This window comes from Mycobacterium sp. (assembly GCF_035633495.1).
GTDB lineage: Bacteria > Actinomycetota > Actinomycetes > Mycobacteriales > Mycobacteriaceae > Mycobacterium.
On the sequence record NZ_DASQEU010000192.1, the window covers coordinates 18,421 to 34,508 of the forward strand.

The following is a 16,088-nucleotide window of genomic DNA, read 5'->3' on the forward strand; positions in this document are numbered from 1 at the left end:
CACGATGACGATTGCTCCTCCCCTGCTCGACGACCCAACCGACCTTTCCGCCCTGCGCGCGAAGGGCGCCGACCCCGACGCCCTGTTCGCCTCCTTCGCCGCGTGGGCCGACGCCAGTGGCACCGTGCTGTACCCGGCGCAGGAGGAGGCGCTGATCGAGCTGGTCAGCGGCGCGAACGTCGTCCTGGCCACGCCCACCGGTTCGGGCAAGTCGCTGGTGGCCACCGGAGCGCTGTACGCGGCGCTGGCCGAAGGGCTGCGCAGCTATTACACCGCGCCGATCAAGGCCCTGGTCAGCGAGAAGTTCTTCGCCCTCTGCGACGTCTTCGGGGCGGGCAACGTCGGCATGCTCACCGGTGACGCGTCGGTCAACGCGGGGGCGCCGATCATCGCGTGCACGGCGGAGGTGCTGGCCAACATCGCGTTGCGCGAGGGCGCCGACGCGGACATCGGGTTGGTCGTCATGGACGAATTCCACTTCTACGGCGATCCCGACCGCGGCTGGGCCTGGCAGGTGCCGCTGTTGGAACTCGCGAAGGCGCAGTTCCTGCTGATGTCGGCCACACTCGGCGACGTCACGTTCCTGCGCGAGGATCTCGCCCGCCGCACCGGCCGGCCGACGGCCCTGGTCGCCAACGCCGAACGCCCGGTTCCTCTGCACCACTACTACGCGACCACGCCGATGCACGAGACGATCCAGGATCTGCTCGACACCAAGCAGGCGCCGATCTACGTCGTGCACTTCACCCAGGCCTCCGCGCTGGAGCGGGCCCAAGCGCTGATGAGCGTCAACGTCAGCACCAAGGAGGAGAAGGCCGCGATCGCCGACATGATCGGCGGGTTCCGCTTTACTACGGCCTTCGGCTCAACGCTGTCGCGACTCGTCCGGCACGGGATCGGCGTGCACCACGCCGGGATGCTGCCGAAGTACCGACGGCTGGTGGAACAGCTGGCGCAGGCTGGCCTCCTGAAGGTCATCTGCGGCACGGACACTCTCGGCGTCGGCATCAACGTCCCCATTCGGACGGTCGTCTTCTCAGCATTGTCGAAGTACGACGGCACCCGCACCCGACTGCTCAACGCCCGCGAATTCCACCAGATCGCCGGCCGGGCCGGACGGGCCGGTTACGACACCGCAGGCACCGTCGTCGTCCAAGCGCCCGAGCACGAGGTAGAGAACCTCAAACAGTTCGCCAAGGTCGCCGACGACCCGAAGAAGCGTCGAAAGCTGGTGCGCCGCAAAGTTCCCGAGGGCATGGTGCCGTGGAGCGAGAAGACTCAGCTCCGGCTCGTCGAAGCCTCCCCCGATCCGCTGACCAGCAACATGCGGGTGTCGACGGCGATGATCCTCGACGTCGTCGACCGTCCCGGCGACCCCTTCGTCGCGATGCGGCGGCTGCTCACCGACAACCACGAACCGCGCAAACGGCAACTCCGGCACATCCGCGAGGCGGTGGGCATCGCCCGCTCACTGCTTCAGGCGGGCGTGCTGGAACGGCTCGACGAGCCAGCGGCCGGCGGACGGCGCTACCGCCTGACGGTGGACCTTCCACCCGACTTCGCCCTGAACCAGCCGCTGTCGACGTTCGCGCTCGCTGCGATCGACGTGCTCGATCCGGCATCGCAAACCTATGCACTGGATGTGGTTTCGGTAATCGAGGCGACGCTGGAGGATCCTCGCCAGATCTTGTCCGCGCAGCTGAAGAAGGCCAGGGGCGAGGCCGTGGCGGCGATGAAGGCCGAGGGCATCGAGTACGACGAGCGGATCGCACTGCTCGACGAGGTCACCTACGCGAAGCCGCTCGCGGACGTGCTCGACCACGTCTTTGCGCTGTACCTGCAGAGCAATCCGTGGGCGGCCGACGGTCAGCTGTCGCCGAAGTCCATCGTGCGCGAGATGTGGGAGCGCGCGTTCACCTTCCGAGAGTTCGTCAGCGTCTACGGGCTGACCCGCTCCGAGGGCGCCGTGCTGCGGTACCTCTCCGACGCCTTCAAGGCCCTGCGGTCCGGCGTCCCCGCCGCGGCCCGGACCGAAGAGGTCACCGACGTCGTCGAATGGCTCGGAGAGCTGGTGCGCCAGGTGGATTCGAGTCTGCTGGACGAGTGGGAGCAGCTCACCAGCCCGGACCAACCGTTGGACGCACCGGTGGCGGTGCCGGCTCGCCCGCGCCCACTGACCGGCAACGAGCGGGCGTTCACCGCGATGGTCCGCAACGCGCTGTTCCGTCGGGTGGAGCTGTTCGCGCGGGGCCGCTGGTACGACCTCGGCGTGCTGGACGGCGACTCCGGTTGGACCTCGGAGCGCTGGGCGGACATCGGGGCCGAGTACTTCGACGAGTACGACGAGGTCGGCACCGGTGCCGACGCCCGTGGACCGGCGCTGCTGATCATCGACCGGGAGCCCGACGTGTGGCGAGTGCGCCAGATTCTGGACGACCCTGCGGGAGATCACGACTGGGGCTTCGACGTGGAGGTTGACCTGGAGGCCTCCGACGAGGAGGGCGCGGCGGTGCTCCGCCTCGTCGACGCCGGCCGCAGCGACTGATCCCGACTGCAGGGCATTCGGCGCGCTCGTAGGGGTCTAAATACCCTGTCCACTCGATCGCGACTTGGGCAATGTAGGGCGGGGTGCCAGAAATGGCAGTTCACGAGGGGAAGGAATCATCGTGCGATTCGGACGATTTGGGGTGGCGGCCTTGTGCACGGCTGCGGGTGCCGCAGTCACGATCGTCGCCGCGCCCGTCGCCGTCGCAGACTCGTGCGACCCCGCAGTCACCGTCTGCCAGGGTGGCGACGTTCAAACCAATGGTGGCTCATCGGATTTTTCGCCATCGGTATCCGCGCCGGACGAGCAGTACCCCTATGACAACGAGTGGTACTTCAATCCCGCCGGCGGCAGCACGGCGCTGCAACCCGACCAACCCGCCGGCGGAGGGTCGGTCGCCGGTGGTGGGTCGGTCGGCGGTGGCGGCGGCGGCGGTGGCGGACGCCGCTAGCACTCGGATCGGTCCGGCACCGAATCTGTTTCTTTCCGTTGATGTTTCAAGAGTTTAGGAGATTGAGACATGTTGTCATCTGTGCGTTCTGTACGCCGCACGCTAGCCACCGCGATCGGAGCTGGCGTCATCGCGGGCGCGACGCTCCTCGTCACCGTCCCGCCCGCGTTTGCCGACCCGCCGCCGCCGGTCCCAGGCTGCTCGGCGGGAGACTTCGAGCAGATCACCGCCGGGGTCGCGGCAGCCACCTCGGTTTACATGTTCACCCATCCCGACGTCAACGCGTTCTTCTCCAGCCTCAAGGGTGAGCCCAGAGAGCAGAGCCGTGACCAGGCGCTGGCCTACCTCGACAACAATCCGCAGGCGAAGGCGGACCTCGCCGCGATCCGCCAGCCCCTGCGCGACATGAAGATTCGTTGCCAGTAACTCTAGTGGGCGGGACTGCGCATCGCACACCGTCAGGTATTACGTCCTGCGGACACCACGATAACTTGGGGGCCCAACATGATTGACGTCAACCTGGATACCGAGCGTTCCATCTTGCACGTAAGGCCGGAATCCTCCTTGGAGGAGGGCGACTTCGTGAAGCTCGCGCAGGTTGTCGATCCCCACATCGAGACGGTCGGCGGCCTGGCGGGTGTCATCATCGATGCCCCGAAGTTCCCGGGCTGGGACAGTTTCGGGGCGATGGTCACCCACTTCCGCTTCGTTCGAGATCATCAGAAGGACATCAAGAAGGTCGCGGTGGTGACGGACTCCCACCTGGGCGATGTCGCAGAATATCTAGCGATTCACTTCGTCTCGGCAGAGATCCGACATTTTCCGGCCGGACAGACCGAGGCAGCGCAGCAATGGATCACGGCGGGTTGAGACGTGCGGGCGGTCGATCTCACCGCCGAGTGCACGCTTGTTGAACACGTTTTGCGACCCCGCGGACAGGCGTGCGGTCAGCGTCACCGTCGTCAGCCCGTCTGCTTGCTCTTGCGCTTGGCTTCCCGCAGACCGACCCAGAACGTGGCGGCCTCGCGGATCGACTCCTCGACTGGCCTTGGCTGCCAACCGAGTTCGCGCTTCGCCTTGGCGCAATCGACCGGCGCTTCGGCACGCATCAGTCGCAGAGAGCCGATCGACAGTTGTTCATCGGTGCCCTTTAGTCGCGCCTTGGCGCTGCCGAGAACTGCCAACGGCCACGACATCGCCAGCGGCAGGGACCTGGCCGGCGGCGGAACCCCGGCGGCGTCGGCGGCGATGCGGACGACCTCGGCATTGCTGATCATCTTCTCCGAGATCAGGTAGCGCTCGCCGACTCTTCCCTTCTGCGCCGCCAGGACCAAAGCCCTTGCGGCGTCGTCGATCCCGACGGCCTCCAGCTCGATGCCACTCATCACGAACGGCAACTTGCCGAACGCGGCTCCAGCGATGATCGCGCCGTGCGGCGTGCGTCCCCAGTCACCGGCGCCGTACGTCGTCGACACGCACATCGCGACGGCGGGCAACCCGCGGTCGCGGACGTACTGCATGACGAGGTTCTCGGCTTGCACTCGCGACTGGACGTACGGCGTCAGCCCGCGATCGACGATCGCATCGTCCTCGGTGGCCGTGCGACCGCGTTTGCGTCCGACGGTGACGTAACTGCTGGTGAACACGAAGCGCTCGAGGTCGGCGGCGATCTCCTTCTGGCAGGCGACCTCGAGCACGTTTCGGGTGCCCTCCACGTTGGTGTGGAAGAGCGGGGCAGGGTCCTTGAGCCAGCCGCGGGTGTCGACGACGCAGTAGTAGACCACCTGGCAGCCCGTCATCGCGTCGCGCAGAACGGCGTCGTCCCAGATGTCGCCGATGAATCGCGTGACGTCGAGGTCGTCGATCCCCACGGTGTTGGCGCCTGCTCGCACCATCACGCGTACGTCCTGTCCGTCGGCCACCAGTTGTCGGGTCACGTGCGAGCCGAGGTAGCCGTTGGCGCCGATGACGAGAGCAGTCACTTGGCGCCACCGAACCGGAGCATCCACGCGGCCGCCTCGTCGGGCAGCGTGCCTAGTTCCTTGGCCTTACTGCACCACTTCACGGTCGCCGACACGAAGCGAAGTGGGTTGTAGACGTCTTCCTGCCTGCACCACTTACCGTCGCCGGCGTAGGTGACGATCGAGATGTTGGTGGCGCTGATGATCGTGCCGTCGCCGGGGTCGCGCATGGGGTTGTCGAGCTCGCAGAGCACGCGATTCGTCGCTTCGTCGTAGACCGTCCACAGCGACGGGAACGACGTCATGTAGCTGCCGGGGAAGTTCTCCATCGTCTTCCAGATCCAGGCGCGCACCTGCTCGCGCCCGTGCATCGTGCCCGCAGCGTGCTCGACGTAGGTGATGTCGTCGGTGTACTGGTCAACCCAGGGATCCCAGTCGCGGGTCTGGGCGGCACGGCCCACCGTGGCCTCGAAGTCGGCGAATGCCGCGGTCAGTTCGTCGCGGCTGAACGTGCTGCCCGTCACATCCAGAACTAGAACACGTTCTACCTGCGTTTGTCGAGCAGCCGTATGGTCCCTGGTGTGAACATCTTGCGCGCGGTAGCGGTCGGCGCGACCGCCGCGCTACTGACCGCGCCCGTCGCTTCCGCAGCCGAGCTCGCCGGCCTCGTCGACATCGGCGGCGGCCGCAGTCTCTTCCTGAACTGCCAGGGCGAGGGGTCGCCGACAGTGTTCGTCATCCCGGGCGGCGGCAGCTACGCCGAGGCGTGGAATGCCGCCGTCCCGCCCGTCGACCCGATTCGTTCGTCGCCCTACGACCTGATCGAGGAGGCGAAGGTCGATCTGAGTCCCGACTCCGCGCAGCCCATGGTGGCGAGGACGACGCGGATCTGCGTCTACGACCGGCCCAACACCCGGCCGGACGGTAGCGACCGGTCGACGCCCGTCCCACAACCGCACACCGTGCAGTCCGACGTCGACGACGTGGTAAGCCTGATCAGCGCGGCGCAGCTTCCGACGCCGATGGTCTTCGTCGCCCATTCGTACGGCGGTCTGATCCTCGACCTGCTCGCGCGCCAGCATCCGGAACTGGTCAGCGGTCTGGTGTTCTCCGAACCCACCTCGGAATTCCTCTGGGGTCTCGGCAGGCCCGATCAGAACGCGGCCTTCAACACCGACGGCCAGACCGTCACTCCTGGCGACGAGGCGATCCTGGCCGAGGACGCCCTCGCGACCATTGCCGCCGCCCCGCCGTTGCCGCGAGTGCCTGCGATCGTGCTGAGTGCGGACAAGTTCCCGGCGCCATCCGCGCTGAAGCCGGACAATTACACACAGGCCCAGATCCATCAGGCGAACGACATGCTGGCCGCCGCTCTCGGCACCGTGAACGTCGTTCTCCCCGGGACCGGGCACAACCAGATGCTGTACCAACCACGGGCCGTCGCCGACCAGATCATCGCCGTCGTCGACCGGGTTCGAGCCGAGCCGTAGCGGGGAACTATCTGAAGGGCACGTCAGGTTATACAAGTGCCAACTTCGAGGAGGACCAGTGGCGAAGACCTACAACAAGAACCCCGCGGCAGTGAATGCCCTTTCTCCGGAGCAGTACCAGGTGACGCAAGAGAGTGGCACCGAGCGACCGTTCACCGGCGAGTTCTGGGACAACCACGAACCGGGCATCTACGTCGACGTGGTGTCCGGTGAGCCGTTGTTCGCCTCCACCGACAAGTTCGAGAGCGGATCGGGCTGGCCGAGTTTCACCAAGCCGATTCAGGGGCCCGACGGATCCACCCACGTCCTCGAGAAGCGTGACTTCAGCCATCTGATGCTGCGCACCGAGGTGCGCTCGACGCACGGCGACAGCCACCTCGGGCACGTGTTCAAGGACGGCCCGCGCGAAGCGGGAGGGTTGCGCTACTGCATCAACTCAGCTTCGCTGAGATTCATCCATCTCGACGACCTCGAGGCCGAGGGTTACGGCGAGTACGAGACGCTGTTCGACATCAAGGAGGCACAGTCATGACGACCAAGACCGCGATCCTCGCAGGCGGCTGTTTCTGGGGCATGGAGGATCTGATCCGCAAACAGCCCGGTGTGGTGTCGACGCGCGTCGGCTACACGGGCGGTAAGAACGCCAACGCCACGTACCGCAAACATCCCGGGCACGCCGAGGCCATCGAGATCGAGTACGACCCGGCGCAGACCGACTACCGCGCGCTGCTCGAATTCTTCTTCCAGATCCACGATCCGACGACGAAGGACCGCCAGGGCAACGACGTCGGCAGCAGTTATCGTTCGGCGATCTTCTACAACGACGACGAGCAGAAGGCCGTCGCGCTGGACACGATCGCCGACGTGAACGCCTCGGGCCTGTGGCCCGGCAAGGTCGTCACCGAGGTCACTCCGGCGGTCGACTTCTGGGAGGCCGAGCCCGAGCACCAGGACTACCTGGAGAAGTTTCCGAACGGGTACACCTGCCACTTCCCGCGCGCGGGGTGGAAGCTGCCGAGGCGCGAAACGGCCTCGCAGTAGTAGGCAACCCCTGCGCGAGCAGACGCAAAGTGCCCCTAGAGTCGGCGTGTCAGGGCACTTTTGCGTCTGCTCGCGGACTGCTCGCGCCAATTTCTAGGCGAGCGGGGTCTTCCGCCGCCGCATGACCACCCGACCGCCGGACTTCGGCGTGTAGGCCACCCCGCGCGAGTGGATCTTCTCGCCGGGCGCGGTCGTGGCGTCGATCGTGAAATGGCGCAACACCGTTCGCAGGACGACGTCCATCTCCACGTTGGCGAACGCCGCGCCCACACAGCGGCGGGTGCCGCCGCCGAACGGGATGAACGCGAAGGTCGACGGCCGCTTGCCCATGAAGCGTTGGGGGTCGAAGCGTTCGGGTTCCTCGAAATCCTCGGTGCGGCCGTGGATGTGGTCGATCGCAACGAAGATCGAGTACCCCCGAGGGATCACCCACTCGCCGAGTTCGAACGTCGGCGCGTACACGTGACGCCCCGCGAAATCGATGACGGTGCGCGCCCGTTGCGCCTCGAGGATCGTGGCCTGGCGGTACTCGTTGTCGTCGGTCGCGGCTTCGTCGACCAACCGGCGAAGCACGTCCGGATGCCGGGTCACACGCTCGAGAACCCAGGCCAGGGTCGCGGCCGTCGTTTCGTGGCCGGCGGCCAGGAGGGTCAGCAATTCGTCGGCGATGTCACGACGCGACATCGCCGATCCGTCCTCGTAGGTGCTGTGCAACAGCAGCGTCAGGACGTCGTCGCGGGTGTCGAAGTTCGGGTCGGCCCTGACGGTGTCGATCAACCGGTCGACGATCGCGTCGTATTGGCGCCGGTAGGCGGCGAGCCTGCCCCACGGGGTGAAGCGCCCGTAGGTGCGCGACGGGGCGGGCAGCACGGCCAGTTTGGAACCCAGCGTCACCCACGGCGGGATGATGCGGCGCAACTCGTCCAATTGCTCACCGTCGGCACCGAATACGGCACGCAGAATGGCGTTCAGCGTGATCCGCATCATCGGCTCGAGCGACTCGAACTCCTGCCCCTCGGGCCACGATGCCGCTTCCCGCAGCGTCTCCTCTTCGAAGATCACCTCGTAGTTCTTGATGCTCTTGCCGTGGAACGGCGGCGTGAGCAGCTTGCGACGTCGCTTGTGCTCTGCACCGTCGAGAGCGAACACTGAACCCGACCCGAGAATCCGACTGAGGTTGGGCTGGATGTTGCCCACGTCGTCGGTGTTGGCCGTGAACAGCTGCTTGGCGATCTGCGGATCGGCAACGGTCACCATGTTTCCGAACACCGGCACCTTGAGCCTGAAGACCCCGCCGTGGCGGCGCGTCATGTGCTCGACCATCCTGCGACGCGACAGGACGAAGCCAGCCCCCTGAATGAAGTTGGGCAGCCGCGAGCTTGGCGGCAGGTTGACGTCCGGCGGGGCGTCGACCATTGACGCTTCCCATGTTCCTGCGATGGTCGCTTCGCTCACCGGGCACTCCAGACTGTCGTGGTACTACGCCGTACCGGTGCGTGATGTAGTACGGTACCGCCTAGTACCGCATACGTGCAAGGTTCGGAGGTGACGTCGAGTTGAGCACCGGGACCACTGCCGTGGACCACACGCCCGAGACCGCGGGTGCGACCGCGTTCCGCCGCCGGCTCCTCGACGGCCTGGCCGATTCGATCGCCGAGCGCGGCTACCGCGCGACCACCGTGGCGGACGTCGTCCGAAGCGCCAAGACTTCCAAGCGCACCTTCTACGACGAGTTCGCCAGCAAGGAGGAGTGCTTCGTCGAGCTGTTGGCCGCCAACAACGGCGACCTGATCGCGCGCATCACGGCGGCAGTCGACGCCGAGGCCACGCCCGACGACCAGGTCCGCGCCGCCGTCGAGGCATACGTCGAACACATCGAATCCCGGCCTGCCATCACGTTGAGCTGGATTCGCGAGGCGCCCGCGCTCGGCGACCTGGCCCGCCCGCTGAATCGTCTTGCGATGCAGCACCTCACCGACATGCTCGTCGACATCAGCGTCAGCCCTGGGTTCCAACGGGCCGGGTTGGAACCGATCTCGCGGCAGCTCGCGCTCATTCTGCTGGGCGGGTTGCGCGAGCTGACCGCACTGCTCGTCGAGGACGACCTGGACGTGCGGGGCGTCGTCGAGCCCGCGGTCACCGCCGCGCGCGCCATCCTGGGCCTGCCGTCTAATGCAGGATGAGGCGGGCCGACCTCTCCAGGCGTTGCGCGATCTCCTGGTAGGACGCGTATCCCATGCCCGCGCGCACCAGCGCGCCGGAGTACAACATCTCCAGTGAGTCGATGACGTCCTCGTCGACCTCCGGACCCAGCGCCGCCACCAACCGCCCCCTGATGTCGAGGCCGATTCGTTGGCGCAGCACTTCGACGTCGGGATCCCTGCCGAGTAGCGCGCTCGTCACCGCTCCCGCGAATTCCGGCTCGTCGGCGACCAGAAGCGAGATGTGCTGCAGTACGTCGACGACGCGGGTGGCGCGATCGTCGGAGTCGTGCGGTGCCGGTGGTGCGCCCGCGAGCCTGCGCCAGAAGACTTCGGCGACGAGGTGTTCCTTCGACGAGAAGTAGGTGTACGCGGTGGCCGCTCCCACGCCCGCCTCGGCGGCCACGCGACGCACGGTCAGGCCTGCGAATCCATCCCGGTGGAGAAGGTCCACCGCCGCTCTGCCGAGGCGATCCACGGTGTCAGCCTGCTTGGCGGTCAGACGGCGCCGAGTCGACTCCAGAGCCGGATCGGACACATGTCCGGACGCTACTACAACTGCCATTCACCAGCAACGGTAAGTTGGCCGCATGAGCACTACCGACAGTGTCACTCCTGCGCGCCTGCCTCCGCCCGCCGCGCGACTCTTCGCGCTCGCCGAGCAGGTCATCGGGTTCATGCCCGCCGACGAAGGCCGCGCGCTGTACGACGCGGCGGTCACCTACCTGCGCGATGGCGTGGGCGTCGAAATCGGGACATACTGCGGCAAGTCGACGGTGATGCTCGGCGCCGCAGCCCAACAGAGCGGCGGGGTGCTCTACACGATCGACCATCACCACGGATCCGAGGAACACCAACCGGGTTGGGAATACCACGACACCTCGATGGTCGACGAGGTGACGGGACTCTTCGACACCCTGCCGACGTTGCGCCATACACTCGATGCCGCCGGATTGGACCAGAACGTCGTCGCCGTCGTCGGCAAGTCGTCACTGGTGGCTCGGTCGTGGCGAACTCCGTTGCAGCTCTTGTTCATTGACGGGGGGCATACCGATGCTGCGGCGCAGCAGGACTTCGACGGCTGGGCGCGGTGGGTGGCGGTCGGCGGCGCATTGGTGATCCACGACGTGTTCCCCGACCCCGACGACGGCGGGCAGGCTCCCTACCGGGTGTACCGGCGTGCGCTGGACACCGGAGTATTCCGCGAGGTGTCCGCGATGGGGTCGATGCGAATTCTGGAGCGGGTGGCCGGAACCCCCGGCGAAGCGCTGGACTAACGCGTCCGTCAGGTTCTCGCGGCGGCCCGTTCGACGTCGAGGAGCTGCTCACCGCGACGCTCGTCGTCGTACGCCTCTTGCCCACCGCGAAGTCCGAACAGCCGTTTCGAGACGAGCAGGTAGATCACGGCGGCCACGTTGATCGTGAACGTCAATGCGCGGGTCGTGGTGATGCCCTTGGTGAGGTCGTACACCTCCAACGGAAGGAAGACCGAGGTCGCGACCACCGCGAAGTACTCGCCCCAACCGGGTCAGCAACCACAGTCAGTCCGACACCTTCGACGAGTTCCAGCACCGCGTAGGCGACCAACGCGATGGTCAGCAGGACGAGGGTGGACGGCTTGGTCGCCAGGGCCCGTTCCAGTTCGTGGATCGCCGTCATCTCGTCGACCTTGACGCCGGAGGTGCGCAGCAACGGCAGATCGCGATCGAACGCGGCTTGGACGGACCCCTGCGCACCGTGGAACTTCCAGACCGCCCAGGCGGCGAGGGCGATGAGCATCGCATGGATCCAGCGCTCCACGGCGAGCGCACGCACGATGATGGCCTGGCGTAAAGCCTTGCCCCGCATGACGAGCGGTGCGTCCTCCGCGCGCCCCGCCCGTGGGGTGGGCCCGGGATGAAGTCGCCGCAGCGTAGGCAGCGCCACACTTCGCCGAGCCCGGTCGTGCCGCTGAGCCTCTCGGCGAGGGCGTCATCGTCGGGCGCGTAGGTGGTGTGCCCACGGCGCGCGCAGGTGCGCAACTCCCACCGATTGCGGTCCCGAGGTCCGTCAATGGTCGTGGGCTCCTTGCTGCCTGCGAGGGCGAGTCGAAGGTTGCCCCGTCGACGACGTTACCGATTCGGTGCTGATTACGCGTTGACGGAAACCCGACCAACGGTTGCCCGATTTCGTTGCCCAGCAAAGCCCCTACGTCCGAAGTCACGGTCGTGCATAATTCGGTCACCGACACCGGGAGCGAACGTGGCTGCAGCATTCACGCGATGGTGGCTGCAGCCCAGTCACTACGACTGGCTCAGCGGCTACCTCCACGCGCGCGGCATCAGCGGTGCCACCCGCGCCATGATGGCGTCCATCGCGGGGTCGCTCGCGCTGTGCCTGGTGGCACTTCTGCTCAGCGCGGACGGTCCGCGCGGAACGCTTCCCGTGGCGATGATGTGCACGGCGTTCGCCGGCGGGGTGGCCGGCGCGATCCTGTGGACGGTGCGGTGGCCGACCCCCGCTCAATCGGTGGGGTTCGCCGTGGTGACCAACACCTCGATCGCCCTGGCCTGCCTGGCTTATCCGGATCCGATGGCCTCTCTCATCGGCTGCATCGCCTTCGCGACCAGTGGCGGCTACATCGCGTTCTTTCACACCTCCAAATTCGTCGTCTACAACTTCACGATCGCGGCCGGTGTCGCCCTCTACGCGGCGATCAGGATGGCGTCGCAAGGACACCTCGCGCTGGCCGGGGTCGATCTGTTCCTCGTGCTGCAGGTCAACATTGCGTTGCCCCTCGCCATTCAGGTCGTGATGCGCGCCCTGGGTAACGACCTCGTGCGTGCGGACCTCGATCCGCTGACGAATCTCTGCAACAGACGGGCATTCCAGCTCGAGACACTGGGCCTGCTGGTGGCCCGACCTGCACCAGACATGTTCCTGCTGGTGGCGGTGATCGACCTCGATGACTTCAAAGCGATCAACGACCGCCACGGCCACCTAGCGGGCGATCGCGCGCTGGTAGAGGTGGCGAACGCCCTGCGGGCGAGCACGCGCGACACGGCGGTCATCGCGCGTAGCGGCGGGGAGGAGTTCATCGTCGCCGACACGTCCCATGCCGGCGACGCCGCCCCGCTCGCCCATCGAATCTGCGAAGCCGTCGCCGACCTTCCGATGTCCATCACCGCCAGCGTCGGCACGGCCTGCGCTCAGCTCGACGGTGTCCCCGCGCGCCACCACAAGCCACTGGTCGACTACCTGGTTGGCGCAGCCGACAAGGCCATGTACCACGCCAAACGTAGTGGCGGGAACAGATTTCATCACCACGACCGCACCTATTGAGCGGCTGGGCGCCTCGTCAGCGGCCGCTGGCCGCGCAGGCGCAGTCGAACTCGCCCTCGAGGCCGCGCGGGAGGTCGTCGGCACGGAAGATGCCGCTGGCCGCGGTTGTCGAGGACAGAGCGTCCGCGGCGAGGATCATCGCCGCGCCCGTCCACGTGGTGCGCTCCACGGGCCAGCGCTTGCCATCGGAGAAGACCAGGCCCGTCCAGTAGGAGCCGTCCTGCTCGCGCAGATGATGCATGGCGGCGAATTGCTCGCGCGCCCTGTCAGTTTCACCGATCGCGTCCAGTGCCATCACCAGTTCGCACGTCTCGGCACCAGTCACCCACGGCCGGTGATCGACGCAGCGGATGCCCAGACCGGGTACGACGAAGCGCTCCCACCGCTCGTCGATGCGTGCCTTGGCCGCACCTCCGCGAAGGGCTCCACCGAGCACCGGGTAGTACCACTCCATCGCGTGGTCGTCCTTGAGGTTGAACGACTCGGGATGCTCGGCGATCGCGTGGCCGAGGCTGCCGACGGCCACCTCCCACTCGGGCTGCGATTCGCCCATGTAGTTCGCCAACGCCAATGCGCACCGAATGCTGTGATAGATGCTGGCGCAGCCGGTCAGCAGCGATTCGGACAGTATTTCGAATTCGCTTCTGGCCCAGGCGATTTCGCCACCATCCAACTGCAGGGTCAGGACGAAGTCGATGGCCCTGCTGACGACTGGCCACATGGTTTCGGCGAAGCCGCGGTCGCCGGTGATCCGCACGTGGTGCCACACCCCGGTGGCCACGTAGGCGCAGAAGTTGCTGTCGCTGTTGCCGTCCTCGAGCACGCCGTTGCGCATCTGGATCGGCATCGAACCGTCGGCGCGTTGCACGTTGCGGCACCAGTCGAAGGCCGCCCGAGCCTGTTCCCATAGTCCGGCGACGGTCAACGCCATGGCGTTCTCGACGTGGTCCCACGGGTCGGTGTGACCGCCGGCGAACCACGGCAAAGCGCCCGACGACTCCTGCGTGGCAGCGATGGACATGGCCGTATCACGGCACTGACCCGGCGTCAAAATTCCTAGCACACCAGGGATCTCGTGACGCCGCATCTATCAGGCCGCTGGCTTCTGGAAGTAGAGGGCGACACTCTTGCCGATCAGCGGGTTGAGCAGCGACTCCGCGTTGCGGGTCAGCCACGGCTGCGACATCATGTCCCAGACCAGCATCTTGTGATAGGCCGTCACGACCGGATGGTTCGGCTTATCAACGCCCACAGCGCATTTCAGCCACCAGAAGGGCGAGTGCAGTGCGTGCGCGTGATGGCGGTGGTCGAACCGCAGCCCCCTGCTGGCAATTGCGTTTAGGAGCTCGTCGGCGCGGTAGATGCGGATGTGGCCACCCTCATTGGCGTGGTACTCATCCGACAGGATCCAGCAGACCTTCTCGGGCAGCCAGCGTGGCACCGTGACGGCCAGTCGTCCACCAGGTTTGAGCACGCGGATCAACTCGCCGATCGCGCGATCGTCCTGCGGGACGTGCTCCAGGATCTCCGAGGCGATGACGAAGTCGAAGCTGCCGTCGTCGTAGGGCAGATCGAGCGCATCGCCCTTCACGGCCTCGGCCTTCGCCGAAGCGGGCGCCTCGCCCTGCTCCTGCATCGCCTGCAGGATGGCGTCGACGTTGTTGAGTTCGGCGACGTCCTGGTCGAAGGCGACGACGTCGGCACCCCGCCGGAACGCCTCGAATGAGTGCCTTCCCGCTCCGCAACCTACGTCGATGAGGCTGCTGCCCGCAGCGACGCCAAGCTTGTCGAAGTCGACGGTCAGCATGCCCTCACCCGATTCATCGCGCGTTCGTATACCGAAACCGTCTGCGCGGCAACGGATTCCCAACTGAAAACGTCGACGGCACGCTTGCGCCCGTTGGCGCCGAGCCTGCGCAGCTCCAGCGGAGAGTCGAGCAGTTCGCCCAGCACCGTGGTCAGATCGTCGACGTCTCCGGGACGGACCAGACGCGCACACACGTCGTCCTCGCCGACCACTTCGGGCAGCGCACCGGCCCGACTGGCCACGATCGGTGTGCCACTGGCCATCGCTTCGACGGCGGGCAGCGAAAAGCCCTCGTAGAGCGACGGAATGCAGGCGACCTCGGCCGAGGCCAGCAGCTCGGCCAGTTCGTTGTCGCTCAGTCCACTCGAGCTGTGCACGATGTCGGAGATGCCGAGTTCGGCGATCAGCTTCTCGGTCGGCCCGTTGGGTTCCAGCTTCGAGACCAGCTGAACGTCGAGGTCACGTTCGACGCGCAACCGGGCGACCGCGTGCAGCAGGTGACTGACGCCCTTGAGCGGAACGTCCGCACTGGCGATCGCGATGATCCTGTTGCGCACTCGGTTCTCGCTCGGCCGGAACAGTTCCGTGTTCACGCCGAGGGGCACGACGTGCAGTTGCTCGGGCTCGACGGCGAAGTCCTCGGCGATGTCGGCCGCCGATGAGGAGGACACGGTCAGCAGCTCCGGGATCTGGCGCGCGACCTGCTTCTGCATCTCGGCGAAGCCATACCACCTGCGCACCAACGGCTTTCGCCACCACTTCGCGGCCGCAACGTCGAGCACGCGGTCGCGGGTGATCGGGTGGTGCACCGTCGCCACGACGGGCAGGCCGAGGTCGGCGATCGCCAGTAGACCCTCGCCCAGGCTCTGGTTGTCGTGAACGACGTCGAACTCGTCGCGACGTTCCGACAGGATGCGGGCGACACGTAGGCAGAAGGTCTTGGGCTCGGGGAATCCGGCCGTCCACGTCGTCGCGAGTTCGAGCAGATCGATGCGGTCGTGGATCTCGCTGGGTCGCGGGACGCGGAACGGGTCGGGCTCACGGTAGAGGTCCAGGCTCGGCACCTTGGTCAGACGCACCCGCGGATCCAGACCTTCGGGATAGGGCTGACCGGAGAAGACCTCGACGTCATGGCCAAGCTCTACGAGGCCGCGACTCAGATGGCGGACGTAGACGCCCTGCCCACCACAATGCGTCTTGCTTCGGTATGACAGCAGGGCAATTCGCATGGCTATTTCACCGCGGCCAGAGTCGGAATCTGCGCTCTGGAC

The 16,088-nt window shown here is 66.5% G+C and carries 19 protein-coding genes; 10 read left to right on the top strand and 9 right to left on the bottom strand.

Annotated features, from left to right (window positions below; all coding sequences use genetic code 11):
• Positions 1-4 precede the first annotated feature (4 nt).
• The 4 genes from VET27_RS27080 to VET27_RS27095 all read left to right on the top strand — a co-directional run bounded on the left by VET27_RS27080 (position 5) and on the right by VET27_RS27095 (position 3,866).
• Positions 5-2,545 carry a DEAD/DEAH box helicase gene (locus VET27_RS27080; protein WP_526523216.1) on the top strand — a complete coding sequence of 847 codons (2,541 nt, stop codon included), beginning with the start codon at positions 5-7 and terminating at the stop codon, positions 2,543-2,545.
• Positions 2,546-2,666: 121 nt separating this feature from the next.
• The gene (locus tag VET27_RS27085) at positions 2,667-2,996 is read left to right on the top strand and encodes a hypothetical protein (protein ID WP_526523217.1); all 330 of its coding nucleotides are present in this window, start codon (positions 2,667-2,669) and stop codon (positions 2,994-2,996) included.
• Between the two features lie 69 nt (positions 2,997-3,065).
• Positions 3,066-3,422, top strand: a complete 357-nt coding sequence (locus tag VET27_RS27090; protein WP_526523218.1) for a hemophore-related protein — start codon at positions 3,066-3,068, stop codon at positions 3,420-3,422.
• A 78-nt stretch (positions 3,423-3,500) separates the two neighbouring features.
• A complete protein-coding gene (locus VET27_RS27095) occupies positions 3,501-3,866 on the top strand; it encodes an STAS/SEC14 domain-containing protein (protein WP_526523219.1) in 366 nt (121 codons plus the stop codon).
• A 92-nt stretch (positions 3,867-3,958) separates the two neighbouring features.
• Here the strand turns inward: VET27_RS27095 and VET27_RS27100 are convergent, their stop codons facing one another.
• On the bottom strand, positions 3,959-4,978 hold the full coding sequence (locus VET27_RS27100) for an NAD-dependent epimerase/dehydratase family protein (protein WP_526523220.1): 1,020 nt from the start codon (positions 4,976-4,978) through the stop codon (positions 3,959-3,961).
• Entirely contained in the window at positions 4,975-5,481 is a 507-nt protein-coding gene (locus tag VET27_RS27105) for a nuclear transport factor 2 family protein (RefSeq protein WP_526523221.1), read from the bottom strand. The genes VET27_RS27100 and VET27_RS27105 overlap by 4 nt, the downstream gene beginning before the upstream one ends.
• A 57-nt stretch (positions 5,482-5,538) precedes the next feature.
• Between VET27_RS27105 and VET27_RS27110 the strand changes: the two genes are divergently transcribed.
• The 3 genes from VET27_RS27110 to msrA are packed head-to-tail and all read left to right on the top strand — an operon-like array spanning position 5,539 to position 7,488.
• Complete coding sequence (locus VET27_RS27110) at positions 5,539-6,447, top strand: alpha/beta fold hydrolase (protein WP_526523222.1); 909 nt, start codon at positions 5,539-5,541, stop codon at positions 6,445-6,447.
• A 58-nt stretch (positions 6,448-6,505) separates the two neighbouring features.
• Entirely contained in the window at positions 6,506-6,979 is a 474-nt protein-coding gene (msrB, locus tag VET27_RS27115; protein ID WP_526523223.1) for a peptide-methionine (R)-S-oxide reductase MsrB, read from the top strand.
• On the top strand, positions 6,976-7,488 hold the full coding sequence (gene msrA, locus VET27_RS27120) for a peptide-methionine (S)-S-oxide reductase MsrA (RefSeq protein WP_526523224.1): 513 nt from the start codon (positions 6,976-6,978) through the stop codon (positions 7,486-7,488). The genes msrB and msrA overlap by 4 nt, the downstream gene beginning before the upstream one ends.
• Before the next feature lie 93 nt (positions 7,489-7,581).
• Here msrA and VET27_RS27125 read toward each other — a convergent pair whose 3' ends face one another.
• Entirely contained in the window at positions 7,582-8,943 is a 1,362-nt protein-coding gene (locus VET27_RS27125) for a cytochrome P450 (protein ID WP_526523225.1), read from the bottom strand.
• 101 nt (positions 8,944-9,044) lie between these two features.
• Here VET27_RS27125 and VET27_RS27130 point away from each other — a divergent pair, with 101 nt between their 5' ends.
• A complete protein-coding gene (locus tag VET27_RS27130; protein ID WP_526523226.1) occupies positions 9,045-9,671 on the top strand; it encodes a TetR/AcrR family transcriptional regulator in 627 nt (208 codons plus the stop codon).
• Here VET27_RS27130 and VET27_RS27135 read toward each other — a convergent pair.
• Entirely contained in the window at positions 9,658-10,227 is a 570-nt protein-coding gene (locus VET27_RS27135; protein WP_526523227.1) for a TetR/AcrR family transcriptional regulator, read from the bottom strand. The genes VET27_RS27130 and VET27_RS27135 overlap by 14 nt on opposite strands.
• Positions 10,228-10,279: 52 nt before the next feature.
• Here VET27_RS27135 and VET27_RS27140 point away from each other — a divergent pair, with 52 nt between their 5' ends.
• Positions 10,280-10,966 (top strand): class I SAM-dependent methyltransferase, encoded by a 687-nt coding sequence (locus VET27_RS27140; RefSeq protein ID WP_526523228.1) that lies wholly within the window; start codon positions 10,280-10,282, stop codon positions 10,964-10,966.
• Between the two features lie 8 nt (positions 10,967-10,974).
• On the opposite strand, the gene VET27_RS27145 is transcribed toward VET27_RS27140, so the two are convergent.
• The gene (locus tag VET27_RS27145; RefSeq protein ID WP_526523229.1) at positions 10,975-11,193 is read right to left on the bottom strand and encodes a DUF2127 domain-containing protein; all 219 of its coding nucleotides are present in this window, start codon (positions 11,191-11,193) and stop codon (positions 10,975-10,977) included.
• A complete protein-coding gene (locus tag VET27_RS27150; protein WP_526523282.1) occupies positions 11,118-11,537 on the bottom strand; it encodes a DUF2127 domain-containing protein in 420 nt (139 codons plus the stop codon). Before VET27_RS27150 ends, VET27_RS27145 begins: the two co-directional genes overlap by 76 nt.
• Positions 11,538-11,930: 393 nt before the next feature.
• Between VET27_RS27150 and VET27_RS27155 the strand changes: the two genes are divergently transcribed.
• Entirely contained in the window at positions 11,931-13,010 is a 1,080-nt protein-coding gene (locus tag VET27_RS27155) for a GGDEF domain-containing protein (RefSeq protein WP_526523230.1), read from the top strand.
• Between the two features lie 16 nt (positions 13,011-13,026).
• Here the strand turns inward: VET27_RS27155 and mmpH are convergent, their stop codons facing one another.
• The 3 genes from mmpH to manT are packed head-to-tail and all read right to left on the bottom strand — an operon-like array spanning position 13,027 to position 16,046.
• Positions 13,027-14,097, bottom strand: coding sequence for an MMP endo-(1,4)-3-O-methyl-alpha-D-mannosidase (mmpH, locus tag VET27_RS27160; protein ID WP_526523231.1), 1,071 nt, complete (start codon positions 14,095-14,097; stop codon positions 13,027-13,029).
• 3 nt (positions 14,098-14,100) lie between these two features.
• Positions 14,101-14,817, bottom strand: a complete 717-nt coding sequence (locus VET27_RS27165; protein WP_526523232.1) for a class I SAM-dependent methyltransferase — start codon at positions 14,815-14,817, stop codon at positions 14,101-14,103.
• Positions 14,811-16,046 carry an MMP alpha-(1->4)-mannosyltransferase gene (gene manT, locus VET27_RS27170; protein ID WP_526523233.1) on the bottom strand — a complete coding sequence of 412 codons (1,236 nt, stop codon included), beginning with the start codon at positions 16,044-16,046 and terminating at the stop codon, positions 14,811-14,813. The genes VET27_RS27165 and manT overlap by 7 nt, the downstream gene beginning before the upstream one ends.
• Positions 16,047-16,088 lie beyond the last annotated feature (42 nt).

What these genes read in the sequence shown, in the direction of transcription:
- VET27_RS27080 (WP_526523216.1), top strand. Translation starts at nt 5, where the DNA reads ATGACGATTGCTCCTCCCCTGCTCGACGACCCAACCGACCTTTCCGCC.
- VET27_RS27090 (WP_526523218.1), top strand. Translation starts at nt 3,066, where the DNA reads ATGTTGTCATCTGTGCGTTCTGTACGCCGCACGCTAGCCACCGCGATC.
- VET27_RS27095 (WP_526523219.1), top strand. Translation starts at nt 3,501, where the DNA reads ATGATTGACGTCAACCTGGATACCGAGCGTTCCATCTTGCACGTAAGG.
- msrA (WP_526523224.1), top strand. Translation starts at nt 6,976, where the DNA reads ATGACGACCAAGACCGCGATCCTCGCAGGCGGCTGTTTCTGGGGCATG.
- VET27_RS27140 (WP_526523228.1), top strand. Translation starts at nt 10,280, where the DNA reads ATGAGCACTACCGACAGTGTCACTCCTGCGCGCCTGCCTCCGCCCGCC.
- VET27_RS27150 (WP_526523282.1), bottom strand. Translation starts at nt 11,537, where the DNA reads ATGCGGGGCAAGGCTTTACGCCAGGCCATCATCGTGCGTGCGCTCGCC.
- mmpH (WP_526523231.1), bottom strand. Translation starts at nt 14,097, where the DNA reads ATGCGGCGTCACGAGATCCCTGGTGTGCTAGGAATTTTGACGCCGGGT.
- VET27_RS27165 (WP_526523232.1), bottom strand. Translation starts at nt 14,817, where the DNA reads ATGCTGACCGTCGACTTCGACAAGCTTGGCGTCGCTGCGGGCAGCAGC.
- manT (WP_526523233.1), bottom strand. Translation starts at nt 16,046, where the DNA reads ATGCGAATTGCCCTGCTGTCATACCGAAGCAAGACGCATTGTGGTGGG.